Origin of the sequence: Gordonia sp. NPDC062954, from assembly GCF_044543825.1 — a bacterium.
GTDB classification, from domain to species: Bacteria; Actinomycetota; Actinomycetes; order Mycobacteriales; family Mycobacteriaceae; genus Gordonia; species Gordonia tangerina.
The window spans coordinates 184,025-209,117 of the sequence record NZ_JBITWL010000001.1 but is presented as its reverse complement, the minus strand read 5'-3'; the positions used below and the strand labels follow the sequence as shown (position 1 = coordinate 209,117).

Here is a 25,093-nt window from a genome sequence, read left to right as displayed (position 1 = left end):
GAGCCGCCCGCCTGGCGCCGTGCGATGTCGGCTACCGCGCGTAGATCGCGTCGATGTCGTCGGAGAACTTGTCGACCACCACATTCCGCTTGACCTTCAGCGTCGGCGTCATCTCGCCGGTCTCCTCGGTGAAGTCGTCGGCGAGCACCCGGAACTTCTTGATCGCCTCGGCGTGCGAGACGGTCTCGTTGGCGGCGTCGACCGCGCCCTGCACCTCGGCCCGCAGGTCCGGATCGTCGACCAGGTCGGCAACCGTGGCGTCGGAAGGCTTCCCGTTGCGCTGCTTCCAGCCGCCGAACGCCTCCGGATCGATCGTGACCAGCGCTGCGATGAACGGTTTCGCGTCGCCGATGACGAGTGCCTGCGAGATGAGTGCATTGGCCCGGATCACGTCCTCGAGACCCGCCGGAGAGACGTTCTTGCCGCCGGCGGTGACGATCAGCTCTTTCTTCCGTCCGGTGATCGTCAGGTAGCCGTCCTCGTCGAGTGTGCCGAGGTCACCGGTGTGGAACCAGCCGTCTTCGACAGCAGTTGCCGTCGCCTCCGGATTCTGCCAGTACTCGGCGAAGACCACACCACCCGACAGCATCACCTCGCCATCGTCGGCGATCCGGACACGGTTGCCCGGCAACGGTTTCCCGACGGTACCGACTTTCACGGCGCCGGGGGTGTTGACGCTGAACGCCGCCGTGGTCTCGGTGAGTCCGTAGCCCTCGTACACCGGAATTCCGATGCCGCGGAAGAAGTGGCCGAGGCGTGCGCCCAGGGGTGCGCCACCCGAGATCGCGGCCTCGCACTGCCCGCCCAGAGCGGCGCGCAACTTTCCGTAGACGAGACGATCGAACACTGCGTGCTTTAACTTGAGGAACAGTCCGACCGAACCGCGTTCGTCGGCGGAGGAGTACTCAATCGCCACATCCGCGGCCAGGTCGAAGATCCTGCCCTTCCCGTCGTCGTGGGCGGACTGCTGTGCGGTGTTGTAGACCTTCTCGAACACCCGTGGCACCGAGAGGATCACCGACGGCCGGAACGTTGCGAACTCGGCGACCAGGGTGCGGGTATCGGCGTGGTGGCCGACCTCCACCCCGGCCTCGATGGCCACCAGGGTGATGGCGCGGGCGAGGACATGTGCCAACGGCAGGAACATGAGCAGACGTTTGCCCGGGCCCAGCAGGGTGTGCATCGGGCTCTCCAGGACCCCGCGCACCTCGGAAAGCATGTTGGCGTGCGTCAGCTCGCATCCTTTGGGGCGACCGGTGGTTCCGGAGGTGTAGATCAGCGTGGCCGGATCGGCGCAACGCAGGGCGGTGCGCCGCTTGAGTACCTCGTCGTCGTGGACCTCGGCGCCCACCGCGGTGAGGTGCGCGATCGCGCCGTCACCGTCGGACGCGTCGATCTGGAAGACGTCCACCGAATCGAGGCCGTCGATGCCGTCGACGATCCGACGATGGCCGTCATCTTCGACGATGATCGCCCCGGCCCCGGAATCGCGCATGATCCATTCGATCTGCGGTCCGGACGACGAATCGTAGATGGGCACCGTGATGGCACCGGCCGACCAGATCGCGAAATCGATCAGGTTCCACTCGAGGCGAGTACGCGAGAGGAGTGCGATGCGGTCGCCGGGCGACACGCCCACGGCGATCAGGCCCTTGGCGATGGCGGTGATCTGCGCGGCCGCCTCGGCGGCGGTGACCGGCTGCCAATCCGCGTCGACCTTGCGTCGGAAGACCACCTTGTCGGGTTCGCGCTCGGCGATCCGGAAGATGATGTCCGTGCAGTCGGCATTCTCCGGGATGGAGAAGCGCGCCGGGACGCTGAACTCGGTCATCGGGCCACCTTTCAGCCTCGGTTCTCATCAGCGATGGTAGTCCCGTCGCCGCGGAAACCGTACGCGCGTCCCGTCAGGTCTGCTGTCCGGGGCCACCGAGAGTATGTGAAGCTAGTGAACGTGACGAGCATTCAGGTGGCCGACGAGACCTTTGTCGCGGCGGCTCCGTCGCTGGCCGCCGAGGCGGTCGGGGACCAGGGCAACTGGCGGCGCTGGTGGCCCGATCTCCGTCTCGGCGTCATCGAGGATCGCGGTGCGCAGGGCGTTCGCTGGACGGTGGACGGTCCACTGGTGGGCAGTATGGAGGTCTGGTGCGAACCGGTCCTCGATGGGTTCACCCTGCACTACTTCCTGCACGCCGAACCGGTGGACACCGGGGCAGGCGCCTGGGATGCGGATGGGCTCGCCGAGGCCAACCGTCGCCGTCGCGCAGCCGGCCGGGCGATGTCTTTCGAGGTGAAGGCGCGCCTGGAGTCTGGGCGTGTGGTCGGCGGACCGGCGACCCGGGACCCCGACGCCGACACCACGTCGGCGAACGCGACGGCCACGAAAGTGGTGCGGTGATGGCCGACCACACCGAGCGTTCCATCGTGATCAACGCCGACGCGTCCGACATCATGGCGGTTATCGCCGATTTCGATCACTATCCCGACTGGGTGTCCGCGGCGCGGGAGGTGGAGGTGATCGAGACCGGGGTCGACGGTCGGCCGCGAGTGGTGCGGTTCGTCCTCGATGCCGGCGTGCTCCAGGACACTTATGTTCTGAGCTACGACTGGGGTGCCGACGACCGGACGGTGGCATGGACATTGGTCAGCAGCGATCTGCAACGTGACCAACGCGGGCGATACGTGCTGTCCCAGCAGGTCCCGGGTTCCACCAAGGTCACCTATGAACTCATGGTGGATCTGCTGGTGCCGATGATCGGGCAACTCAAACGGCGTGCGGAGAAGGCCATCACCGAGGCCGCACTGAACGACTTGAAGAAGAGGGTCGAAGGCTGATCGATCTCACGCCCATTCATGTGGTGATCGGGCCGGGTGGCGCCGGGGTCTCGGTGGCCGCGGCATCGGGGGCACTGGGTCGGGCCCGCGGACAGCGGGCCGGACCCCGGACCCGCGGCGCCGGAAGCGGTCTCGTGCCCGAGCAGGACACGCTGCTGATCACCGTGGACCGCTGGTCGCCGACCGCGGAACTGTTCGGTGTCTACCGAACGTCGGCGGAGCCGGTGGCGGTGTCGTCCCGACTGCATCTGTTGTCGTTGGATCGGCTCGGACTGGTGGAGCGGTCGTGGTCCGACTTCACCGCCGTGCTGTCGGAGACGGTGGCCCGTTCCCGGGTATCGCTGCCGGGGCTCGGGGTGGCATCGGAGATCTCCGCAGGTGAACTCGCCGCGTTGCCGGGTATCGAGGATTTCCTGCTGCTGCGTCGGATCCGCGACGAGGCCGCCGGCGGCACCTGGCGACGGATCGTCGTCGACGTCTCGGGACTCGGCGACCCGTTCGAGTTCCTGCGGGCCGCCTCGGTGCTCAGTCAGGCGCTGAATCGGTTGTGGCCGCGCCACCGTCGGCTGGCCGCTGCGGCAGAGCGGCCGGTCCTGGCCCAGGTGACCGCGGCCGTCGACGCGATCGACCGGGACTGTGTCGACATCGCCGAACTGACGACCGATGCGCACAGTGTCGCAGTACATCTGGTGATCGGCACCGACGGTCGCGCCGAGCGACTGCTACCGGCCTTGCTGGCAAATGTCGATGTGATGGGCCTTGCCCTGCGTTCGGTGATCGTCAACCGCGGGGTCGGTGACGGTTGTGACCGTCGCGTGGCGCGCCTACGGTCGGTGGTGCACGACGACCGCGACGTCGAGGTGATCAACGTCGACCGGGTGGACGAGCCGATCGATCGGGCGGCCCGGCTTCGCAAGGTCGGCGTCACGTTCGCGCGCCCGGACGGACGCCGGTGTGGCACCGGGGCCGCACGCGTGGCGGAGGTCGGCGCCGACGACGGTTCCGAGACCGTGCGCGGCCAGGATCGGGTGTACGAACTCACGTGGCGGCAACGGCTTCCCGAACCCGACACCCTGCAGCTCGGACGATTCGGTGACGACCTGCTGGTCACCGTTGGTGGCTTCCGCCATCCGGTCCGGTTGCCCTCGGTGCTGCGGCGATGCGTCGTGGTGGACGCGGCCTGGGACGGCACCGAACTCGTCGTGCGGTTTGTACCGGACCCGAAGCTGTGGCCGAAAGGTCGCTGACGTCGTCGTTTGCCTGCCGCACAGCGGCGCGGCCGACGTCGCGTACACTACTGCCGAGCCGGACAGGGGGAGCTGCCCAGATGACCTCGGACGACACGACCGGGAGTGGTGACGACAACGTCGCCGGCCACGCGCGCGGTCCCGTCGGTGATCCGCTGCGCGACTTCCTGTTGGGCCTGGCCGCCCAGATCGACCAGGTGGCCGCGATGTTCGGTGGTACGGGCCAGCGGCAGTCGAGCGCGTCGGGTCGGGGCCGAGCGGGTTCGCCGGAGTCCGCCGCCGATGTGGCGGATCTCGTCGACCTGTCCGGTGAGATCACGTCGCTGCTCGCCGAGCTCGGTGACCTGCTCGCCCGCCTCATCTCCGCGTTGATCGCGGTGTTGGAGGCGATCGCGAGTGCGCTGCGATCGACGCCACAGACTTCTCCGCGCGCCGACACCGGTTATCAGCAGATCGCGGTACGTATCGACACGCGTGGTCCGTCGGACGTCCACCATCGCGAGTTCGAAGGTGAGGACTGATGGGGGACTTGACGATCGGTATCGACATCGGCGGTACCAGCGTGCGTGCGTCGGTGGTCGACGACCGTGGTGCGATGCTCGACACGTTGCGTGCGGCAACTCCGCCGACCGCGCAGGCACTCGAACACTGTCTGGACCGGTTGGTCGGTGAGCTGACCTCCCGGTGGGCGGCCAAGGCTGTCGGCCTGGCGATCGCCGGGTTTCTGACACCGGACCGTCGGGTGATCCGGTTCGCGCCGCATCTGCCATGGCGGGAGGCCACCGTCGCCGAGGACATGACCACCCGGATCGGCATCCCGGTGTTCGCCGAGCACGACGCCAATGCCGCTGCGGTCGCCGAACGACGTTTCGGGGCCGCGGCAGGCGGCCGGAACTCGCTGGTGCTCGCGATCGGCACCGGCATCGGCGCGGGCCTGCTGTTGGACGGACAGATCTATCGGGGCAGCTTCGGTGTGGCGCCCGAGCTCGGCCATCTCACCGTGGTCCCGGACGGTCGGCCGTGTTCCTGCGGAAAGCTTGGCTGCTGGGAACGGTATTGCAGCGGAACAGCTCTGGTCGACACGGTGCTTGAGCTGCTGGCCGACGGGGACTGGGGGCGCAGTCAACTGGCCGCAGATGTCGCAGCAGACCCGGGTGCGCTCACCGGCCGCCGCGTCGCCGGTGCTGCCGCCGACGGTGACGCCGTCGCGCTGTCGGCGTTCGCGCAATTCGCGCAATCGCTCGGGCAGGGACTCGCCATGATCGCCGACATCTTCGATCCCGATCTGATCGTGCTCGCCGGTGGCGTGGGGGCCGCGTCGGGACTGTTCCTGGACGAGGCGCGAGAACATTACGCGCGTCTGGTGACCGGTGCCGGACACCGGCAGCTGGCACGAATCCGCGGCACGCAGCTTGGTGAGAGCGCCGGTGTGGTGGGTGCCGCCGAGGTTGCGCGCCAGGCCATCAGTACGCACCTCGCCGAGGCGCCCACCCGAAGCTGAGGGTGTGTATGGTTTCTGCGGGTATCGTTTCAGCGGGTTTCGGTAACCGCCAATTGTGCGCGGATATCGACCCTGTGGTCCAGGTCTCGGCGGGTAGTGTCTGAGGCGGCGGCGATCGACGAGGTTCGGAGTCATCGATGTGGTATTACGCATTCAAGTACGTGCTGCTCGGACCGATTCTGCGAGTCCTCGGCCGACCCAGGATCGAGGGGTTGGAGAACATTCCGGAGCGTGGGCCCGCGATCCTGGCGAGTAATCACCTCGCCGTGATGGACAGCTTCTATCTGCCGCTGATGGTCCGCCGCCGGATCTACTTTCTCGCCAAGGCCGAATACTTCACGGGCACAGGGGTCAAGGGTGCGTTCCAGCGCTGGTTCTTCTCCGCGGTCGGGCAGATCCCCATCGACCGATCGGGCGCCGAGGCCGCCGCGGGTGCGTTGACCGCCGCCCGTCGGCAGCTCGAGGCGGGCACCCTGATGGGGATGTATCCGGAGGGCACACGTTCTCCGGATGGGCGGCTCTACAAGGGCAAGACGGGCCTGGCCCGGGTGGCCCTGGACACCGGGGTGCCGGTGATCCCGGTGGCCATGATCAACACCGAGAAGCTCAACCCGCCGGGGACCATAATTCCGCGACCGTCGCGCATCGTCATCAAGGTCGGTGAGCCGCTCGACTTCGCGCGGTATGAGGGGATGCAGGGCAACCGGTTCATCGAGCGGGCGGTCACCGACGAGATCATGTACGAGTTGATGCAGTTGTCGGGGCAGCAGTACGTGGACATCTACGCGGCGTCGCTCAAGAACAAGCCCACCGCGCCGGCGGAGCCGGCTGCCGCCTGACTCATACCGCCTCACTCCCACCGCGCGAACCGGGCCCGCCGGATCCGCATGGCCAAAGGATCATGCGGCGCCGGTCCCGGCCATCTCCGTGCGTGGCATGGCGGTGCGACGTTCGGTCCACTGCGGCGGCAGCAGCCACACCACCACCAGGAACCCGAGACCCCACAGGGTGTACGCGTTGCCGATCAGATGATCGACGACCGACCACTGTCGCACCGCAGGCGACAAGAACTGGAACGGGCCGAGCGCAAAGATGACGACACCGCTCGCCGCGACCGACACGTGCGCCACCTGAACGCGGCGGTCGGTGCTACGGGCAGCCACCACCGTCGCGACCAGGATCGTCGGAATCGCCCACACCCAGTGGTGGGCCCAGGATGTCGGCGACACCAGCAGACCCCAGGTCGCTACGACGCAGGTGACCAGGACGGCCGCGACCCCGGCAGACCCCGGCGCCGACGACGCGTCGGGCGCGGGGGTGCCTGGCGCGCGCAACGCCCGAAAAGCCGACACCGGACGACAGGCGCGGGCCGCGACGACGGCCAGTCCCGTCACCACCACCGAGCTGGCCACCCACAGCAACTGTTCGGTCATCTCGGCGTGCGGCACCAGCCGAATCCACATCGCATTGATGTTCTGGTTGATGCGTCCGGCCGGGTCGCCGATGCGAGTTGTGTGGAACAGGGTGTGGGTCCAGTAGGTCAGCGAATCGGCGGGTAGCCAGATCCAGGCCAGCACTCCCGCGCCTACGAAGGTGACGCCCGCGACGATTGCCGGCCGCCAGCTACGCGCGATGAGGAAGACCGCGATGAAGACCAGCGGGGTGAGTTTCACTGCAGCCGCGACGCCGGTGAGCACCCCCTGCAGCGGGCCGGCCGCCCGCGCGCGGCCCCGGCCGACGACGAACACGTCGACGATGATCAACGTCATCAGCACGATGTTGATCTGACCGAAGCCCAGGGTCATCCACAAGGGATTGGACCAGACCGCGACTCCGCCCACCATCAGCGCGATCCACCACCGGTTGGCAGTGTTACCCACCGACAGCACCCCGAGCACGATGTGTCCGCAGATCACGACGAGTGCGGCCGTCAGGATCGACATCAACAATCCGGCGAGGCCGAGACCGAGCAGACCGAGCGGAACGAAACCGATTGCCGCGAACGGGGGATAGGTGAACGGCAGCCAGATCCCATCGCTGGTGAATGGCATCGAACCGTCCGCGTACAGACTCTGACCCTGCTGCCAGATCTGCGCACCCAGCCGGTAGACATCGAGATCGATACGCGTGCGGGTACCGAAGCTGGAGGTGAACGGGACACCCACGATCTGCAGGGTCACCGACGCTGCGAAGGCCACGGCGATGACGCTGCGGATGGGCACCGACGGTACCCATCGGTGCAGCCGGGCATCGGCCTCGGACAGGACAGTCATGGTCTCGGCGTCTCTCCGCTCACAGGGTGTGTGAATACTGGTGGGTATGCGGTTCTTCTACGACTCGGAGTTTATCGAGGACGGCACCACCATCGAGCTCATCTCGATCGGTGTCGTCGCCGAGGACGGTCGGGAATTCTACGCGGTCTCCACGGAGTTCGACCCGGCGCGGGCCGGGGACTGGGTGCGGGCCAATGTGTTGCCGAAACTACCCTCGCCTGCATCGCCGGCCTGGCGCGGCAGGCGCCAGATCCGCGACGACCTGCTGGCGTTTCTCACCGACGCCGACGACGAGGTGGAGCTGTGGGCATGGGTGGGCGCCTATGACCACGTGGTGCTGTGTCAGCTGTGGGGGCCGATGACCGCGCTACCTCGGGTGATGCCGCGTTTCACCCGTGAACTGCGACAGCATTGGGAGGCGGCGGGCCGACCGAGTCTGCCGGCGTCTCCCCGTGATGCCCACGACGCGTTGACCGACGCGCGGCACAACCTGCGTCGCTGGCAGGTCATCGAACAGTCGAAGCGCTGATGGTCGCCGAGGCATGCCTCGGCCCCTCGATCGGGCACCTCGACGACTCCACTACCCTATATCCGTGGTGACCAACTGGACCGTAGACGTTCCGATCGAAGATCTCCCGGAGCTCCCGCCGCTGCCCGGCGACCTGCAGGCCCGGTTCGATGATGCCATCGCCCGTCCGGCGCTCCAGCAGCCCAGCTGGCCCGCCGATGAGGCGCGCAAGATGCGCACCGTGTTGGAGAGTGTGCCGCCCATCTGCATGCCGGTCGAGGTCCAGGCGCTGTCGGCCCAGCTCGCCGAGGTGGCCGAGGGACGCGCCTTCCTGCTGCAGGGCGGGGACTGTGCCGAGACCTTCGTCGACAACACCGAGCCGCACATCAAGGGCAACATCCGAACGCTGCTGCAGATGGCCGTGGTCCTGACCTACGGCGCGAGTATGCCGGTGGTGAAGGTGGCGCGGATCGCCGGTCAATACGCCAAGCCGCGATCGTCGGACACCGACGCGCTCGGTTTGCTGTCCTACCGCGGCGACATGGTGAACGGCTTCGTCGCCGACGAGGCCGCCCGCGTGCACGACCCGTCGCGGCTGGTGCGGGCCTACGCCAACGCGGCCGCTGCGATGAATCTGGTGCGCGCCCTCACCGGCTCGGAGGCCGACCTGCGTCGCGTGCACCTGTGGAACCGAGAATTCGTCCGCACGTCACCCGCCGGTGCCCGCTACGAGGCCCTGGCGTCGGAAATCGACCGCGGGTTGCGGTTCATGGATGCGTGTGGAGTGACCGACTCCAAGTTGGACTCCGCGTCCATCTTCGCCTCGCACGAGGCGCTGGTGATCGACTACGAGCGTGCGATGCTGCGCTTGGCGGACGACCCGGACAATCCGGATGAGAAGGTTCTTTACGATCTGTCGGCGCACTTCTTGTGGATCGGCGAGCGCACCCGACAACTCGACGGTGCACACGTCGCGCTGGCCGAACTCATCAGCAACCCGATCGGTGTGAAGATCGGGCCGACGACGACTCCGGAGCAGGCCGTCGAGTACGTCGAACGTCTCGACCCGCACAACCGGCCCGGCCGCCTCACCCTGGTGTCTCGGATGGGCAACAACAAGGTGCGCGACGTGCTGCCGGCCATCGTCTCCGCGGTGGAGGCCAGCGGGCACAAGGTGATCTGGCAATGCGACCCGATGCACGGCAATACGCACGAATCGTCCACCGGCTACAAGACCCGTCACTTCGACCGGGTGGTCGACGAGGTCCAGGGCTTCTTCGAGGTCCATCGGGCACTCGGTACGCATCCCGGCGGGGTCCACATCGAGTTGACCGGAGAGGATGTCACCGAATGCCTCGGTGGGGCCCAGGACATCTCCGATCTGGACCTGGCCGGCCGCTACGAGACCGCGTGTGACCCTCGGCTCAACACCCAGCAGTCGCTCGAGTTGGCCTTCTTGGTCGCAGAGATGTTGCGCGGCTGACGAATCGGGATCCCCGGGAACGTCGTATGTGCCATGTGGTGTAGCCGGTGCACGGTCAGATCAGGAACTGCTGGCCCGCCCACCAGGCTGCGGCGCCGATCGCGATGGCCAGCACGAGGACCAGGCCGATCCAGATGGCCGCGCGCAGCGCTCCGTTGTCGTCCTGTTCGGCCGGCACCGCGCGGGCGGCGCGGGTCGGCTGTGCCGCCCGACCGCGCGATGGCGGGACCCCCGGGGTGGCCTGCGACTGGACCCGGGTGTGCTGGGGTGGACCGGGTGTCGCTGGGGGCGCGCCGGCGGGAGCGCCGGCACGCATGCGCGCCATGGTCTCCCGCTCGGCCGAACGACGCGGTGCGGGCACGGTGAACGGTGGAAGGTCGAGGTCCTCGGCCGCGGCGAGTAACGCCCGTTGCATGTCGAATCCGTCCGCGTAGCGCTCCGCCGGATTGCGTTCGGTGGCCCGCAACACGATCTCGTCGAACTCCTCGGGTACTCCGTCGACGACGTCACCCGGTGCCGGCACGTCGTAGCTCAACCGCTGATAGGCCAGTGCCAACGGCGTGTCGCCGCGGAAAGGGGTTCGGCCGGTGAGTAATTCGAACATCATGACGCCTGTCGAGTACACATCGCTACGGGCGTCGGCGTCGCCGGACTCGACTTGCTCGGGAGATAGGTAGGCGGCGGTGCCCAGGATCACGCTCGCCGATGTCACACCGGCCTCGGCAACTGCGCGGACCAGGCCGAAGTCGGCGACCTTGACCTCGCCGCGCTCGGAGATCAGAACGTTCTCGGGCTTCACGTCGCGGTGGACCAGGCCGCCGGCGTGTGCGGTGCCCAGGCCACCGAGGACCGGGTCGACCACCGCGGTGACGGCGTGCGGTGGCATCGGTCCGCGTTCGCGCAGCAATTCGCGCAGGCTGCCGCCCTCCACCAGCTCCATCACCAGGAAGACGATTCCGTTGTCGATGCCCTGGTCGTAGACGGCGACCAGGCCGGGATGCTTGAGCCCGGCGACGGCCCGGGCCTCGAACTCGAATCGACGCAGGAAAAGTGGATCCCCGCTGTAGCGTTCGTCCATCACCTTCACCGCCACCGAACGGCCCAGTCGCAGATCGACACCGACATACACCGCCGACATTCCGCCGCGCGCGATCGGTGCGTCGATGCGGTAGCGGCTCTCGAGGGTCGCGCCCACAAGAGGATCGGCCGAAGATGTCACGCAGCCGAATCTACCGGGCGTACCACCGGCCACTCGGGACCGAAGCGGTCGGCGAGCCGGTAGGCTTCCCGGTGTGGGTTCATTACCGTTGTCCGAGGACAACCTGCCGACCGATGTCGCCACATTGACCGTCGACGAGGTGGCTGCCCGACTGCGGGTCTCACCGAACCGGGTTCGCACCCTCATCCGCGATCACCACCTGCTTGCCGTGTCCCGTGGGGGACAGCCGGCGGTACCCGCGATCTTCTTCGACGATCTCGGGATCGCCAAACACTTCACGGGTCTCGTCGACGTGTTGTTCGACGGCGGATACTCACGTGACGACGTGATGCGATGGCTGTTCACGGTTCAAGACGATCTCGGTCTGCATCCGGCGGAGGCGTTGCACACCCATTCCGCTCGCGAGGTGGTGCGCCGGGCTCAGGCCCAGGCGTTCTGAATACCGGGCGTCACATCCGACCAGCGGTGTCCGATGACGGCGACCCGCTCTCGGCGCGTACCGCGGGTGTGCTCGTGGGCCGTGCGGTGAACCAGTCCACCACGCGGCGCAGTCGCAACGGGTCGGGTCGCAGCAGCGCAGTGGCCGCCAGCGCCGACAGCGCGATGGCCAGCAGTGTCTCGGGCAGCTTGTAGAACAGGATCGAATCGTCGGGCTGGAACACGATCAACATGAAGGTGGACACGAAGACCACCACGGCACAGATGCGCGGCCTGACTGTGAAGGCCGCCGCCAGGCCGAGCACCCAGGTGTAATACCAGGGCAGCGTTGACGGTTCGAGCAACAGCACCGCGAGCATCGCCCACACCATCGCCGCCATCGCCCGGCGTTCGTCGCGGCGTCCCCACCACCACAACGCGACCAGGATGATCGCCAGCACCACCGCACCGACCGCTCGGGTCACCGTCAGGACCGGTTGCAGGTTCAATGCGGTGAAGGGCGCGGCGACGATCGTCACCACATGCGCCGCAAGGGTTGGCACGGTGAACCAGTTGATGATCCGATCTGCCCACCCGAGGCCGGTGAGCCAGCCCAGGCCGAGGCCGACCACGGCGGTCCACACGGTGAACACCGCCACCGGTATCACGATCACCGCGGCGAACACGCCCGCCACGTCTGTGACGCGTGCCGGCCGTCGTGCGCGGATGTGCGCCAACCAGATCCACACCACGAACGGGATCGCGATCCCCGCGGTGACCTTGATCGAGATGGCGATCCCGAGTACCGCGAGTCCGGCGGCGTGACGTCCGCTGACCGCCAGCGCGACCCCTGCTACCAGGATTCCCATCATGAGCAGTTCGACATGGGTGCCGGCGACGAGATGGATGAGGATCATCGGGTTGGCCACCGCCAACCACAGACCGCTCTGCGGTGACGCCGAGAAGTGGTTGGCCAGACGGGGAATCGACCACAACGCGAGCAGCAGACCGGGTAGCAGTACCAACCGCATCGCGTAGACGCCGAGGATCGCGTGGTCGCCGGTGATCTCGGTGACCACCCGGGTGACCCCGACGAAGAACGGCCCGTACGGTGCGGTGGTGGAGGCCCACACCTGGGCCATGCTGTCCAGCAGGGGACCGGCGTGGTGCGCGGGTCCGTCGGCGTAGGGATCGAAGCCCTCGCGGAAGACGGCGCCCTGGCCGAGGTAGGCGTAGACATCGCGGCTGTAGACCGGGACCGCGACCGCCAGCGGTGCCGCCCACATCAACACGCCGGTCTGCATCGTCCGAACCGTCGGCAGCGCGGCACGCGCCGAACTCCCGCGAGCTGCGAGCAGTGTCCGGCCCAGCCGCACCCAAGCGATGATCATGGTCGCGACACCGAGCCAGAAGATGGTGCCGAACAACGTCTTCCCGTGACCGTAGGTGATCATCGACAGCCCGAGATCTTGCGCGACGGTGTTGTTGCGGGCGATGTCACCGACCCCGAAACTGCCGACACACACGGCGACCGAACCCGCCGTTCCCAGCAGGAGATCGACGAAGCCCGGACGTGCGAGCATCCGGCGCCAGGCCGCCCCGTCGTGACCTCGGACGGGGGTTGTGGAAGCGGATGGCGACGTTGGGGCGGTCATGTCGATCGGTGGGCGATGCGCCTGGCGAAGGCGACCAGTTCGGCACGCACGGTGTCGCCGAGATCGGCTGCGGCGAGCGTGTCCAGGGCGGAGGTGAGCAGCGCCGAGATCCGCTGTTCCATCTCGTCGAGCGCGCCCACGTCGGTCAGTATGGTTCGGGCGGTGTCGATCTCGACGTCGGTGAGAGCACGGCCCACGCTGTGTCGCAGGGTGTCGGCCAGCGCCGGGTCGCGCTCGGTGGCTCGTGCCAACCCGACCGCGAGCAACGCGGTCCGCTTGCCTGCCACCAGGTCGTCACCGGACGGTTTGCCGGTCTGGACGGGATCTCCGAAGACGCCCAGCAGGTCGTCGCGCAACTGGAAGGCCACACCGAGGTCGTGACCGACCGAGCGCAGGTCGTCGATGAGCCCCTGTGGGGCGGCGGCCAGCGTTGCGCCGAGTTCGAGCGGTCGGGCCACGGTGTAGGCGGCGGTCTTGAATTCCATCACGCGATAGGCGGCGTCGACCGATTCGTCACCGGCAGCCTCGTTGACGATGTCGAGATACTGCCCGCCGAGCACCTCGGTGCGCATCGACGACCACACGCGGCCGACGGCGGCCGGCAGCGGACGGATCGGGCCGTCGTCGGGGGCAGGGCCGCCGGGTAGATGGCCGTGAACCATGTCGTCGGCCCACGACAACGCGAGATCACCCAGCAGGATGGCGGTGGCCACACCGTGATGTGGCGCGTCGCCGACCCAGCGGTCGGTGCGATGGCGCTCCTCGAAGTCGCGGTGGACGGTGGGGCGGCCGCGGCGCGTGTCGGAGCGGTCGATGACGTCGTCGTGGATGAGCGCGCAGGCCTGGACCAACTCCAGCGCCGCGGCCACTCGTAGTGCATCGGTATCATCCTGGCCGGCGGCTGCGCGTGGCGCCGGCGACGATCTGCCCGCGAGCCAACCGGCGTAGACGAAGACCGGGCGCACACGCTTTCCGCCGCCGAGGACGAAGTCGGCCAGTGCCGCCCCGGCCGTCCCGACCCGTGGATCGATCGCGGCCACCGCCGGGACCGCGCGGTCGAAGAACGCGGTCAGCGCGGAGTCGACGGCGGCCGGGACGTCGTCGAGTCCGGCGGGGATCGGGAGCGCGGATGTCACCCTGTCAGGCTAGTGGTAGGCCTCGGTGACCACGAGGACATGGGTGGACCGTCCCAGCGCCCGCGGATACCGACGCCGCGCGGCCGGTCCGTACACTGTTCAGGTGACTTCAACCGCCCACCCCGCCCCGTCGATCGTCGACCGGCTGTCGGCTCCGCACCGCGGACCGGTTCCGTTCTCGGTGGAGTTCTTCCCGCCGCGTGATGCCGAGGCGGAGGCGCGGTTGTGGCGGGCGGTCCGCGCGTTCGAGCGCCTCGGACCCGCGTTCGTCTCGATGACCTACGGCGCCGGCGGATCCACCCGTGACCGCACGGCGCGGATCGCGGGCGAACTCGCGACCGAGACCACCCTGCTGCCGGTGGCTCATCTGACCGCGGTCAACCACAGTGTCGACGAGTTGCGCGCTCTGGTCGGCTCGTATGCGGACAACGGCATCACGAACATCTTGGCGCTGCGCGGCGATCCGCCCGGGGATCCGCTCGGCGAATGGGTCCGCCATCCAGCCGGCGTGGAGTATGCCGAAGAGTTGGTGCGGTTGATCGCCGATCTCGGGGATTTCCATGTGGGGGTCGCCTCCTTCCCGGAAGGGCACCACCGCGCACCCGATCTCGACCACGACACCAGGACCCTGGTGAACAAGCTCCGTGCCGGCGCCGAATACTCGATCACCCAGATGTTCTTCGATGTGGAGGACTTCCTGCGGTTGCGTGACCGGGTCAATCGCGCCGACCCGGAACAGGGTGCCAAGCCGCTGATCCCGGGCATCATGCCGATCACCTCGTTGGCCAGTGTGCGACGGATGGCCGAACTCTCCGGCTCGGTGATCCCGGCCGACGTCCAGGAGAGGTTCGCTGCCGCAGCCGGCGACGGCGCAGAGGAGAACCGGGAGGCGGTCCGCGCGGTAGGTATCGATTTCGCGACCGAGATGGCGCAGCGGCTGGTGGCCGAGGGCGTCCCGTGCCTGCATTTCTGCAGCCTCAACTTCGCCAAGGCGACCAGCGAGGTCCTCGAACGGCTGGGCGTGGACACCAGCTCGGCCCTGCCCGCCGCGTCGCACTGAGTGCTGCGCGGACGACCCGTGCGCTCAGCTGCGGGGCCCCGAACCCGTTGAGGCGTCGGTGGCCGTCGGCGGGGCTTCCGTCGGCCGGGCCTCCGTCGATGACGAGGCGCTGCTCGGCCTGCGCTCGCGGTCGCGACGGGGAGTGCGGCGCGGACGTCCGGGCCGCGGGCTGCGGTCACGGTTGGCGAAGGCCAGCCGCACCACCAGGCCGACGACGACCAGACAGAGCAGCGCGATGAACCACGACCAGCTGCTCACGGCGGCAGTTGCCGGATCCGGGTAGGTGGCGTCGGCGCTGAAATCGGCGGGCTTGCCCGCTTCGGGTGTCCAATGGACGGTGCGCTCACCGATCTGTTCGCCGTTGGTCGCGGTCACCGGGCCGCCGAAGACGACGGTCAGGTCCACCAGATCGCGACCCGCGGTCAGGTCACTGAGATCGGCGTTGCCGCGGAATCGGACTACATCGTCGCTGCGCTTGGCGGTGAGGTCCATGCTCATGGCCGAGTCGCCGTACGCGGCCGCGACGATGTCACCGAGCTGACCGAACTGGCCGCTGGTGAGGTCGGTGAACACCGCACGCGTGCCGACGTAGGGGATCTCGTCCTCGGCGCCCTCATCCGCTGCGCCCTCGTCCGCCGAGCCCTCGCCGTCCGGTGCCGCCGATTCCGACTCGGGCACCGTGGAGTAGTCGGTCAGGGTGACCCGCGATGCCATGGACTCGGGAACGTCGAGCTGAGGGGCTCCGCGGGGATTGTCCGGCGAGGTCGCCACCACCACGGTTCCGGAGAATCGGTCACCTACGGTTGTCGAACGTTCGAGACACCCGGCGAGCAGCGGCGTCGCGGCCACCAAGGACAGCAGCAGCAGGATCGCGGACCAGCGGGATGTCGGGCGCACGGTGATCATCGTGCCAGACGACGCCGCGCCGACGTGGCCGACGCTCCCGGCATCGCCCTGCCGGGTCGCGATCAGCGTCGACGCAGGGCGAGGTGTGCCGAGATGCGTCCGCTCGCCCCGGTCACCCCGCCCCCGGGATGGGTCGAGGCGCCGGCGAGCAGGATGCCGTCGGCGCCGGGCACCCGGTGCGTCGACAGATCGGGATGCGGTCGCCAGAAGAACATCTGGTCGATACTCATCTCCACGTGCATGATGTTGCCCCCGACCAGGCCGAGTTCGGTTTCGAGATCCTCCGGTGTCTGGATGTGGGTGTGGCGGATGTGATCGCTGAAACCCGGGGCATATCGATCGAGTTCGGCGGTCACCGCGGCTGCGGCGGCCGGGGCGGCAGATCGCCAGTCGGTGCCGTCGGCGAGGCGACGGGGATGCCATTGGGCCCACACGTTGAGCAGGTGTTCGCCGGGTGGCGCCAGCGTCGGGTCGATGGCCGAATAGCCCATCGCGACCACGGCGGGCCGATCGGGGAGTTCGCCGACGCTCGCGGCCGTATGGGCGCGCCGCAATTGTGCGCGATCGGTCACGAGCAGGCCCAGGGCGGAATGCACCCCGTGCGTCGGTAGGTCCGAGGGCAGGTCGGGGTAGACGGGCAGGGCGTCGGTGCCGAATCGGACGGCCATCCCGATGCCGTCGCCGACCGCGATCTGCGAACGCCAGCGGTTGATGATCGTCGGGTCGTATCCACCCGCGGCCAACAGATCCAATGTGGTGAGCACGTGGCAGGCGGAGATGACGGTCGTGGCGCAGTGACCCCGATCGGCGGTGCCGACCCGCCAGTGGTCGCCGCAGCGGGATATCGCGACCGCAGGCGAGTCGGTGGCCACCTCGCCGCCGTCGTCGGCGATCCGACGCAACAGGGCCTCGGTGAGCGCGCCGCTGCCACCCAGCGCCCGGCCGGGGGGAACATCGTGTTGGAGAGCGGCGAAACCGATCATCGGGGCCGTCCCGGGCGCGTTCATCGGTGGTCCGGACTGGGCGCCGAACCAGGCGAGGGCGGCCTTGAGCGGTTCGGCGACGAACCACCGGTCCAACAGCGCATCACCGGAAGCCATCAGTTCCTGGGTGAGCGACAGCATAGCGCCGGTCCTGCTCGCGATCGGGCCCGAACGCGCGGTCTCGGCGGTACCGGTGAGGCCGGTGAACGCCGTCGCGAATCGGCCGGGAGCGGCGGGCGCGTAGAACGACCGCATGACCGCGCGGGCGCGGGGGCGCCACACGGACACGAACTGTCGGTAGGCCTCGGCGTCCGCGACGCCCACAGCGGCCGCGATGGACGCACAGGTGGCCTCGAGGTCCCGGTGGAAGATGATCGGCGCCGTGGTGGCGGTGCCGGGGGCGAAGGCCCACGGGTCGCAGTCCACGTAGCGCAGTCCGTGGGTGGCCAGGTCCAGCTCGTCGAGGATCGGGGAGTGACGGATCATCAGGTGCGCCGACGACCCCCGGTCGACGCGGTAGCCCGGAAAGCGTTCGACGGTCGACACCGCTCCACCGGCGACCGTGTCGCGTTCGAGAACCAGGACCGAACGGCCCGCCTGGGCCAGATATGCGGCCGCGATCAGCCCGTTGTGGCCCGCTCCGATGACCACGGCGTCGCGTACCGGATGGGTGCGTGGCGCCGCGCGCAGCCCCTGCACCCCGACAACGCGCCCTGTCATCGTGGCCATGCCGATCGGCGGTGGTCGGTCGGGTTGTCGGGGTGCAGGGGCAGCGCGCGACCTAGGAATGCGAACGGCCGCGGGTCGCCGGTGAAGGTGAAGTGCCGCAACACATCGGTGAAGCCGAGGCGACGGTAGAGCGCCCACGCCCGGTTGTCCTCGGCGGGGATCTCCGGTGTCGACAGCAGGACCTTGCTCTCGGAACGGCCGGCCAACAGGCGATCCAGCAGCCATTGACCCAGCCCCTGCCCCTGGACGCTGGGGTGGACGTGCAACTCGGTGAGCTCGAAGTAGTCCTCGGTGATCGCGTCGATGTCGGTGTCGCTGCGCCCGGACTGCCGCAGCCCGATCCGCAACTGCTGGTTCCACCATTGGTCGCGAGCGCCGCGATAGCCGTAGGCGATGCCGACCAGGATCTCGTTGTCGGCGACCGCCACCGGCCGTGCCAGCCGCCGCGTGGCCATCAGCGGGGAGTCGAGCTGGGCCGACGGCACGGTCGCCACCGCCCCCACCGCACGCCACCCAGGGCGACCGATGTGCTCGCGCCACAGCCCGGCACGGTGGACCTCGGTGCCGCGCGGATAGTTCATCGCGGTCACGTAGATGGTCAATGCGGGCTCGAGCCAGGCGTGGGCGTCCTGCCCGGTCAGCTCAACGAGGCGGATCGTCAACGAAGATCTGTCCTCTCGTCGAACTCTCGGTATCCGGGTCGTCGACCGCTTGAAGCTGTCACACCCGCTAGCTATATTGAATATGTCGAACGGGTGTTCGATGAACCAGCCTCCGCAAGCTGTTCTCCGGCCCCGACGACGCTGCGGCGCCGGTCCGATGTGCGAACGAGGGAAGCGTTTGCTGTCGGACCGGCGTTGTACAAAGCAGTTGAACACGGCACCGGCACGAGAAGCGTGCGGGTGACAGCGATAGCAGGCAGTGCCGTGATCGTCTCTACAAGCACGATCACCGGTGATCAGTAGGGGAGGTGAAGATGCCGAATTCGCCCACATCGCGCCATGCGACGCCGGACATCGACCCGATCGTGGTCCGACGCAGCCGCGACCTGTTCGATCGCGCGCTGATCCTTTTCGACAACGCCGACGGGGTCGAGGACTCCGCAGAACGTTTCCGTCAGTACTACTTGACCGCGTTGCGAGCCGCGGGGGCCGTGCTCGAGATCCACGAGCCGTCGATTCGGCCCACTCGGCGTCGGCATTCGCGCAGCGCCTGGAACCGCCTGCCCATCGTGGTGCCCAAGCTCGCGGACCACGCCGAGTACTTCGCCCACCATTCGGGCATCCGCCTCGACATCGAGTCCGGACTCGTCCGTACGGTGGGTGAGACGACCCTCCGGCTCACTCGTCGGCAGGTGCTCGCGCTCCTCGATGATGTCGAGGACTTGCTCATCGCGCACGAACAGGGCAAGTTGTCCGAGCGGGAGACCAGTCCGGATCGGACGGCCTGAGGCGTGGGATTCGACGCAACCACGGGTAATGGTGGTCGGCGGATGATTCTGCTCGTATCATGAGGATTGAAGCCGTACAAGCGGCTCTTGGTGCGTCGATGACGACCGCGGACCTCCAGGGTCTGTGATCGGGGTCGGTGGAGTTGGGATAAAGGAGGGTCGGTGCCTCTTTCGGAGCACGAGCAGCGCATGCTCGAACAGATCGAAAGCGCTCTGTATGCCGAAGACCCGAAGTTCGCGTCGAGCGTCAAGCGTCGTCGTCTCGGAAGGTCCAGTGGTCGGCGTCGTCTGCAGGCGGTGGCGATCTTCGTCATCGGCCTGGTACTCCTCGTCGGCGGTCTCGTCGTCGAGGTCCGTGTCGGTGGGTTCCCCATCATCAGCCTGATCGGCTTCCTCGTGATGTTCGGCGCGGGCCTGATGGCGTTGTGGGGTGGTGACGGCCGCGGCTCCACGGGCAATCAGTCGGCGGGTGGGTCCGCCGCCAAGCAGCCGAAGGCCGGCGGGGCCAAGCGGAAGTTCTCCGAGCGCATGGAGGACCGCTTCAACCGTCGTTTCGAACAGGAGTAGACCACTCCCGAGACCGACTGATCGGTCACACTTGCGCAGAGGCCGCACACCGTAACGGTGTGCGGCCTTCGTCGTGCTCGGCCTTTGTTGCCGGCGTCGGCGTCGGTGGTGACCGGAACCGACCCGCGTGACCGGAACCGACCGGCGACCCGTGTCGTCCCGCGCGGCCCCATGGAGTCCTCCGTCGGATTCCGTCGTCGTCGCCACCATTCCCTACCCGATTCCCCACCTTCCCCCACCCGATTCCCCACCTTCCCCCACCGGCCGTCGAAAGTCGCTTCACCAGCATCTTGAGATGTCGTGAGTATCAGCAGTAACGGCGTTGTCGACCTATACACGCCGAGCGTTCGAACTTCCTGCCACCAAACATCACGGGTTTGAACTGGTCTTTTACGATCGTGTGGGGCAACCGTGGGGTGTTTGGGGTGGAAAGTGGTGGAAAGTGGGGTACTGTGGCATCACTGGGTGAGGCGGACCGGACGTCGAACCCGGTGGGGCAGGAGGTGGCGACATGTCCGTGCGATTTGTCGGCACCTACACGCCCAAGTTGGACGACAAGGGGCGACTGACGTTGCCCGCCAAGTTCCGCGACGCGTTGGCAGGAGGCGTGATGGTCACACGAGGCCAGGACCGCAGCCTGTCGGTGTATCGAGCCGAAGAGTTCGATGCGATCGCCGAGCAGACCATGGCGGCTTCGCGGAACAACCCCGAAGCGCGGGCCTTTCAGCGGTACTTCTTCGCGAGTACCGATGAGCAGCGCCCCGATGGGCAGGGCCGGATCACCCTGTCGGCCGAACACCGGACATACGCGGGCCTGTCGAAGGAATGCGTGGTGATCGGTGGTTTCGACCACCTCGAGATCTGGGATGCACAGGCTTGGCGTGATTACCAGAGTGCACACGAGGAGGACTTCTCCGCCGCGGGATCTGCTGCGCTGGATGCCTTGCTCTGAGCGGCGTCCACCAGCAGACAGACATTTGAACAGCGGATCGGGTGGGTCGAGGCCTCGGCCCGGCGCGACCCTGGCGTACTTCCCCAACGCCAGGTGCGTGATCGGGTCGAGACCCCGCCCCATCGGACACGCCGGCACAGCTGGTGCCGACGCCAACGTCACAGGGGTCGACTCTCTCGTCGAGAGCTTCCCGAACCGCACAGTCCGAGGAGAGGGTCGGTGAACGAACGTCACGAGGAACCGGGAGAGCCCGGCGGGCGATCCCGCGGTTCCTCGCCGCGGCACCGATCGGGTGATCACGGACACCTCCCGGTGATGGCCGACCGGATGATCGAACTCCTCATGCCGGCGCTGACCGGGTCGCGGCGTGACATCGATCCGGTGGTGGTCGATGCGACGCTCGGTGCGGGAGGCCACACCGAACTCCTGTTGGATGCGCACCCCCGGGTCCGCGTGATCGGCATCGACCGTGATCGTGCCGCCTTGGCCATCGCCGAGGACCGGCTTGCGCGCCACTCGGACCGATTGGTCCTCCGCCAGGCGCGCTTCGACCAGATCGGTGACGTGGTCGCCGACCTCGACATCGATCGGATCGACGCCGCGTTGTTCGATCTGGGTGTCTCGTCGATGCAGCTCGATCAGTCCGATCGCGGGTTCGCCTACGCGGTCGACGCGCCCCTGGATATGCGAATGACCGCAACCGAGACGCTCACCGCTGCGGAGATTCTCAACACGTACTCACACGGAGACCTGGCGCGCATCCTGTCGCAGTACGGGGAGGAACGGTTTGCCGGGCGTATCGCGTCGGCCGTCGTGCGTGAACGTGAGCGCCGACCGTTCGACACCAGTGCGCGGCTGGTCCAGTTGCTCTACGACACCATTCCGGCAGCCACCAGGCGGACCGGCGGGCATCCGGCCAAGCGGACCTTCCAGGCGCTGCGTATCGAGGTCAATCACGAGCTCGACGCGCTTGAGCGCGCCTTGCCTGCTGCGCTGTCGCTGCTCCGCGTCGGCGGCCGGGTCGCGGTGATGAGCTACCAGTCACTCGAGGACAAGATCGTCAAACGAGAGTTCGTGTCCCGCACCACATCCACATCGCCGAAAGGCCTCCCGGTGGAACTGCCGGGTTCGGCGCCGGACTTCCGGCTGGTCACCCGCGGTGCGGAACGTGCCGACGAGGCGGAGCAGGACCGCAACCCGCGATCGGCTCCGGTCCGGGTGCGGGTGATCGAACGGGTCGAGGAAAAGGATCTCCGATGACTGTGCTGCACGACACCGACGTCGCCACGCCCACCGCCGACGCCGCCGGAGAAGCAGGCGATGCCCCGCGTGCGGGTCGGGCCCGACGACGGACCGGCGAACGCACCTCGCGTGCCACCAGATCGGCTGCGGCGCAACGAGCCATCGACCGGCGCGCGAAACGACGTGAAAGGGAGGCCCGCACCGCCCGGGTGGCCGAGCGCTCCGCTGCCAGACTCTCCGGCCGCGCCCCCTCCTCGGGTCTGCGTCACCGGATCGCATCGGTCCCATTCGTCGTCCCGATCATCGCCTTGCTCGTCGTCGGGCTCGGGCTCAGTCTCTGGTTGTCGACGAAGGCGGCCGCCGACTCCTACCGCCTCGGTGAGGAGCGACAGCAGAACCAGGCTCTGCTGGACAAGCGGGATTCCCTCAAGCGGACTTATGAATCCAGTGATTCGGCGCCGGAACTGTCCGACAAGGCTTCTCGTCTCGGCTTGATTCCCGCGAACAACCCGGCCCGGATGATCGTGAACGGCCCGGGCAAACCGCGTGTGGTCGGCGATCCGGAACCCGCGCAGGGCAAGGTGTTGCGATCGATCAATCCGCCGACCGAGCCGGACCCGGTTGCCAGTATCGACCCCGAGAAGGTCGACGACTCCCAGGGTTTGCCCGGCACCGCTGTCGGCTCCGCCGAACAGGCCGAGTCGAATGGCAGCCAATCGGCCGGAGATCAGCTGAATTCCGAACAGTCACAATCGAGTTCACCGGATGACACCGAATCCGGGGGCACGTCGACATCGCGCGCCGATAGCGAGGCCGACACGTCGCCGAGCGCCGGCGTGGTAGCACCGGCCCCGAATGTGTTGCCCACCGCCGGCAACGCGCCGAGCGCAAATTCGGCGGAATCGCGGTAAGCGAGCGGACAATTGGCAACCATGACACGTGCCGTCTTCCAGCGCCTCGACGCGGGTGGGTCCGGGAGTGGACGAGGTGGATCACGCGGTCGGGGTTCGGGCTCGGCAGGCCGGAGACCCAACCGTCCCGATTCCTTCCTCGGCCGCAGCCGGATCGCCGGGATCATCGTGATCGTGGCGGTGCTCGCGGTCGCTGTCCGGATGATCGTCGTGCACACGATCGAGGCGTCGTCGATCTCGGCGGAAGCCGCGCTGCAGCGCGAGTACACCCAGGTGCTCACCGCGAAACGCGGGGCGATCCTCGACCGCAACGGCCGGCCTCTGGCCTACACCGACGAGGCGCGGGCGTTGACGTTCTTGCCACAGGCGGTACGCAAGTCGATCGCGGAGGCACACGAGAAGGACGACGCGCTACCCGACGTGGACGAACGACTCGCCGAGATTGCCCGCGGGGTGTCTTCAGCGCTCGGGGGATCGATCGCCGAGCAGGATCTGCTCGACAAACTCAAGAGCGATGACACGTTCGTCTACCTCGCCCGCTCGGTCAGCCCCGAGGTGGCCGGCGCCATCACCTCGGAGTTCCCCGAAGTCGGCGCCGATCCCCAGGCGATCCGGCTGTACCCCGGCGGGTCGTTGGGAGCCAACATCATCGGCGACGTCAACTACGACGGCAACGGACTGATCGGACTCGAGGCGTCACTGGACTCCACCCTGGCCGGCACCGACGGTTCCAAGACCTACGATCGCGGTTCGGACGGCGCGGTCATCCCGGGCAGCACCCGCAACGTCCATCCCGCCATCAATGGCGCTGCGGTGCGCCTGACCATCGATTCGGACGTGCAATGGTTCGTGCAGAGTCAGGTCAACGCCGCCAAGGCGGCCTCCGGCGCCCAGAACGCCTCGGCGGTGGTGCTCGACGCACACACCGGCGAGGTGATCGCGATGGCCAACGACAGCACCTTCAACGCGGCGCAACCGCTCGAGGACCAGCAGGACGCCGATCTGGGCAACCGCGCGGTCACCTCGCCGTTCGAACCGGGCTCGGTGAACAAGATCATCACCGCCGCCGCGGCAATCGAGTACGGCGTCACCACGCCCACCGAGGTGCATCGGGTTCCGGGCAACATCCACATGGCCGGGGTGACCGTCAACGACGCCTGGGCGCACGGGGTGGAGCCCTACACCACGACCGGGATCTTCGGTAAATCGTCGAATGTCGGCACGCTCATGCTGGCCCGCAAGGTCGGCGAGAAGCGCTTCGCCGACATGGTCAACCGATTCGGTCTGGGGCAACGCACCGGCGTCGGCCTGCCGGCCGAGAGCGCTGGTGAGGTTCCGGCGCTGAGCCAATGGTCCGGCGGCTCTTTCGCCAACCTCCCGATCGGGCAGGGTCTGTCGATGACTCTGCTGCAGATGACCGGGATGTATCAGGCGATCGCGAACGACGGTTTACGCATACCGCCGCGAATCCTGTTGTCCGAGCAGCGTGACGGGCAACCGGTCGACGACATGACCCGGCCGGCGGGAGTGCGGGTGGTGAGTCCGCAGACGGCCGGCACTGTGCGGGACATGTTCCGAGCGGTGCTCCAGAAGGATCCGATGGGTGTCCAGCAGGGGACCGGCTACACGGGTGCGGTTGCGGGGTATCAGATGTCCGGCAAGACCGGCACCGCGCAGCAGGTCGACCCCGACTGCGGCTGCTATTCGAACTCGCGCTACAACATCACCTTCGCCGGGATCGCGCCGGCCGACGATCCGCGCTACGTGATCGGGATCATGCTCGACAATCCCAAACGCAGCTCGGACGGTTCCGGCGGCCAGTCGGCCGCGCCGATGTTCGGGACCCTCGCCTCCTGGTTGATGCAGCGTGACCGGGTGCCGCTGTCGGCCAAGCCGCAGGCGCGGCTGACCCTGCAGGCGGACTGACGGCTCACGGGTGTCCAGGCCGCCGCACGCATGTCCAGATCGGCCTCTCCGGTACACGGGGTCGGTGTGGCTGACGGTATCGTGAGTGAGTTCCGG

General features: G+C 67.8%; 24 protein-coding genes. 16 read left to right on the top strand and 8 right to left on the bottom strand.

Annotated elements, in window-relative coordinates; all coding sequences use genetic code 11:
- Positions 1 to 31: 31 nt before the first annotated feature.
- Positions 32 to 1,831 (bottom strand): long-chain fatty acid--CoA ligase, encoded by a 1,800-nt coding sequence (locus tag ACIGKQ_RS00935; protein ID WP_287015047.1) that lies wholly within the window; start codon positions 1,829 to 1,831, stop codon positions 32 to 34.
- Between the two features lie 105 nt (positions 1,832 to 1,936).
- Here ACIGKQ_RS00935 and ACIGKQ_RS00930 point away from each other — a divergent pair, with 105 nt between their 5' ends.
- The 6 genes from ACIGKQ_RS00930 (at position 1,937) to ACIGKQ_RS00905 (ending at position 6,419) form a co-directional block, all read left to right on the top strand.
- Positions 1,937 to 2,395, top strand: coding sequence for a hypothetical protein (locus tag ACIGKQ_RS00930; RefSeq protein WP_287015046.1), 459 nt, complete (start codon positions 1,937 to 1,939; stop codon positions 2,393 to 2,395).
- Positions 2,395 to 2,832 carry an SRPBCC family protein gene (locus ACIGKQ_RS00925; protein ID WP_235723238.1) on the top strand — a complete coding sequence of 146 codons (438 nt, stop codon included), beginning with the start codon at positions 2,395 to 2,397 and terminating at the stop codon, positions 2,830 to 2,832. The genes ACIGKQ_RS00930 and ACIGKQ_RS00925 overlap by 1 nt, the downstream gene beginning before the upstream one ends.
- A gap of 20 nt (positions 2,833 to 2,852) precedes the next feature.
- A complete protein-coding gene (locus ACIGKQ_RS00920; RefSeq protein WP_287015045.1) occupies positions 2,853 to 4,079 on the top strand; it encodes an ArsA-related P-loop ATPase in 1,227 nt (408 codons plus the stop codon).
- Positions 4,080 to 4,159: 80 nt separating this feature from the next.
- A complete protein-coding gene (locus tag ACIGKQ_RS00915) occupies positions 4,160 to 4,600 on the top strand; it encodes a hypothetical protein (protein WP_235723236.1) in 441 nt (146 codons plus the stop codon).
- A complete protein-coding gene (locus tag ACIGKQ_RS00910; protein ID WP_287015044.1) occupies positions 4,600 to 5,580 on the top strand; it encodes an ROK family protein in 981 nt (326 codons plus the stop codon). Before ACIGKQ_RS00915 ends, ACIGKQ_RS00910 begins: the two co-directional genes overlap by 1 nt.
- 137 nt (positions 5,581 to 5,717) lie before the next feature.
- Complete coding sequence (locus tag ACIGKQ_RS00905; RefSeq protein ID WP_235723234.1) at positions 5,718 to 6,419, top strand: 1-acyl-sn-glycerol-3-phosphate acyltransferase; 702 nt, start codon at positions 5,718 to 5,720, stop codon at positions 6,417 to 6,419.
- 60 nt (positions 6,420 to 6,479) lie between these two features.
- Here ACIGKQ_RS00905 and ACIGKQ_RS00900 read toward each other — a convergent pair whose 3' ends face one another.
- Positions 6,480 to 7,853 carry a glycosyltransferase 87 family protein gene (locus tag ACIGKQ_RS00900; RefSeq protein ID WP_287015043.1) on the bottom strand — a complete coding sequence of 458 codons (1,374 nt, stop codon included), beginning with the start codon at positions 7,851 to 7,853 and terminating at the stop codon, positions 6,480 to 6,482.
- A gap of 46 nt (positions 7,854 to 7,899) precedes the next feature.
- Between ACIGKQ_RS00900 and ACIGKQ_RS00895 the strand changes: the two genes are divergently transcribed.
- Together ACIGKQ_RS00895 and ACIGKQ_RS00890 are read left to right on the top strand one after the other, a co-directional pair.
- Positions 7,900 to 8,382, top strand: a complete 483-nt coding sequence (locus ACIGKQ_RS00895) for a polyadenylate-specific 3'-exoribonuclease AS (RefSeq protein WP_287015042.1) — start codon at positions 7,900 to 7,902, stop codon at positions 8,380 to 8,382.
- A gap of 67 nt (positions 8,383 to 8,449) precedes the next feature.
- On the top strand, positions 8,450 to 9,844 hold the full coding sequence (locus tag ACIGKQ_RS00890) for a class II 3-deoxy-7-phosphoheptulonate synthase (RefSeq protein WP_235723263.1): 1,395 nt from the start codon (positions 8,450 to 8,452) through the stop codon (positions 9,842 to 9,844).
- A 55-nt stretch (positions 9,845 to 9,899) separates the two neighbouring features.
- On the opposite strand, the gene ACIGKQ_RS00885 is transcribed toward ACIGKQ_RS00890, so the two are convergent.
- Entirely contained in the window at positions 9,900 to 11,063 is a 1,164-nt protein-coding gene (locus tag ACIGKQ_RS00885) for a protein kinase (RefSeq protein WP_266060971.1), read from the bottom strand.
- A 73-nt stretch (positions 11,064 to 11,136) separates the two neighbouring features.
- Between ACIGKQ_RS00885 and ACIGKQ_RS00880 the strand changes: the two genes are divergently transcribed.
- The gene (locus ACIGKQ_RS00880; protein ID WP_235723230.1) at positions 11,137 to 11,502 is read left to right on the top strand and encodes an Rv2175c family DNA-binding protein; all 366 of its coding nucleotides are present in this window, start codon (positions 11,137 to 11,139) and stop codon (positions 11,500 to 11,502) included.
- A 10-nt stretch (positions 11,503 to 11,512) separates the two neighbouring features.
- On the opposite strand, the gene ACIGKQ_RS00875 is transcribed toward ACIGKQ_RS00880, so the two are convergent.
- Together ACIGKQ_RS00875 and ACIGKQ_RS00870 are read right to left on the bottom strand one after the other, a co-directional pair.
- Positions 11,513 to 13,063 (bottom strand): alpha-(1->6)-mannopyranosyltransferase A, encoded by a 1,551-nt coding sequence (locus tag ACIGKQ_RS00875; RefSeq protein WP_235723229.1) that lies wholly within the window; start codon positions 13,061 to 13,063, stop codon positions 11,513 to 11,515.
- A gap of 68 nt (positions 13,064 to 13,131) precedes the next feature.
- Positions 13,132 to 14,271, bottom strand: a complete 1,140-nt coding sequence (locus ACIGKQ_RS00870) for a polyprenyl synthetase family protein (protein WP_266060974.1) — start codon at positions 14,269 to 14,271, stop codon at positions 13,132 to 13,134.
- A 103-nt stretch (positions 14,272 to 14,374) separates the two neighbouring features.
- Between ACIGKQ_RS00870 and metF the strand changes: the two genes are divergently transcribed.
- Positions 14,375 to 15,331, top strand: a complete 957-nt coding sequence (gene metF, locus ACIGKQ_RS00865) for a methylenetetrahydrofolate reductase [NAD(P)H] (protein ID WP_287015041.1) — start codon at positions 14,375 to 14,377, stop codon at positions 15,329 to 15,331.
- Between the two features lie 24 nt (positions 15,332 to 15,355).
- Here metF and ACIGKQ_RS00860 read toward each other — a convergent pair whose 3' ends face one another.
- From ACIGKQ_RS00860 to ACIGKQ_RS00850, 3 genes are all read right to left on the bottom strand, one after another.
- A complete protein-coding gene (locus ACIGKQ_RS00860; protein WP_266060976.1) occupies positions 15,356 to 16,237 on the bottom strand; it encodes an LppM family (lipo)protein in 882 nt (293 codons plus the stop codon).
- A gap of 62 nt (positions 16,238 to 16,299) precedes the next feature.
- Positions 16,300 to 17,940: an NAD(P)/FAD-dependent oxidoreductase gene (locus ACIGKQ_RS00855; protein ID WP_266060977.1), complete on the bottom strand. Its 1,641-nt coding sequence runs from the start codon at positions 17,938 to 17,940 to the stop codon at positions 16,300 to 16,302.
- Complete coding sequence (locus ACIGKQ_RS00850) at positions 17,937 to 18,611, bottom strand: N-acetyltransferase (RefSeq protein WP_235723224.1); 675 nt, start codon at positions 18,609 to 18,611, stop codon at positions 17,937 to 17,939. Before ACIGKQ_RS00850 ends, ACIGKQ_RS00855 begins: the two co-directional genes overlap by 4 nt.
- 314 nt (positions 18,612 to 18,925) lie before the next feature.
- Between ACIGKQ_RS00850 and ACIGKQ_RS00845 the strand changes: the two genes are divergently transcribed.
- The 6 genes from ACIGKQ_RS00845 to ACIGKQ_RS00820 all read left to right on the top strand — a co-directional run bounded on the left by ACIGKQ_RS00845 (position 18,926) and on the right by ACIGKQ_RS00820 (position 24,997).
- Positions 18,926 to 19,399, top strand: coding sequence for an SAV_6107 family HEPN domain-containing protein (locus ACIGKQ_RS00845; protein ID WP_266060978.1), 474 nt, complete (start codon positions 18,926 to 18,928; stop codon positions 19,397 to 19,399).
- A 162-nt stretch (positions 19,400 to 19,561) separates the two neighbouring features.
- Positions 19,562 to 19,966, top strand: a complete 405-nt coding sequence (locus ACIGKQ_RS00840) for a DUF3040 domain-containing protein (protein ID WP_235723222.1) — start codon at positions 19,562 to 19,564, stop codon at positions 19,964 to 19,966.
- Positions 19,967 to 20,477: 511 nt separating this feature from the next.
- Positions 20,478 to 20,918 carry a division/cell wall cluster transcriptional repressor MraZ gene (gene mraZ / locus ACIGKQ_RS00835; protein ID WP_235723221.1) on the top strand — a complete coding sequence of 147 codons (441 nt, stop codon included), beginning with the start codon at positions 20,478 to 20,480 and terminating at the stop codon, positions 20,916 to 20,918.
- 312 nt (positions 20,919 to 21,230) lie between these two features.
- A complete protein-coding gene (rsmH, locus tag ACIGKQ_RS00830; protein ID WP_266061141.1) occupies positions 21,231 to 22,178 on the top strand; it encodes a 16S rRNA (cytosine(1402)-N(4))-methyltransferase RsmH in 948 nt (315 codons plus the stop codon).
- On the top strand, positions 22,175 to 23,071 hold the full coding sequence (locus ACIGKQ_RS00825) for a hypothetical protein (protein WP_266060979.1): 897 nt from the start codon (positions 22,175 to 22,177) through the stop codon (positions 23,069 to 23,071). Before rsmH ends, ACIGKQ_RS00825 begins: the two co-directional genes overlap by 4 nt.
- A 21-nt stretch (positions 23,072 to 23,092) precedes the next feature.
- Complete coding sequence (locus ACIGKQ_RS00820; RefSeq protein ID WP_235723219.1) at positions 23,093 to 24,997, top strand: penicillin-binding protein 2; 1,905 nt, start codon at positions 23,093 to 23,095, stop codon at positions 24,995 to 24,997.
- Positions 24,998 to 25,093 lie beyond the last annotated feature (96 nt).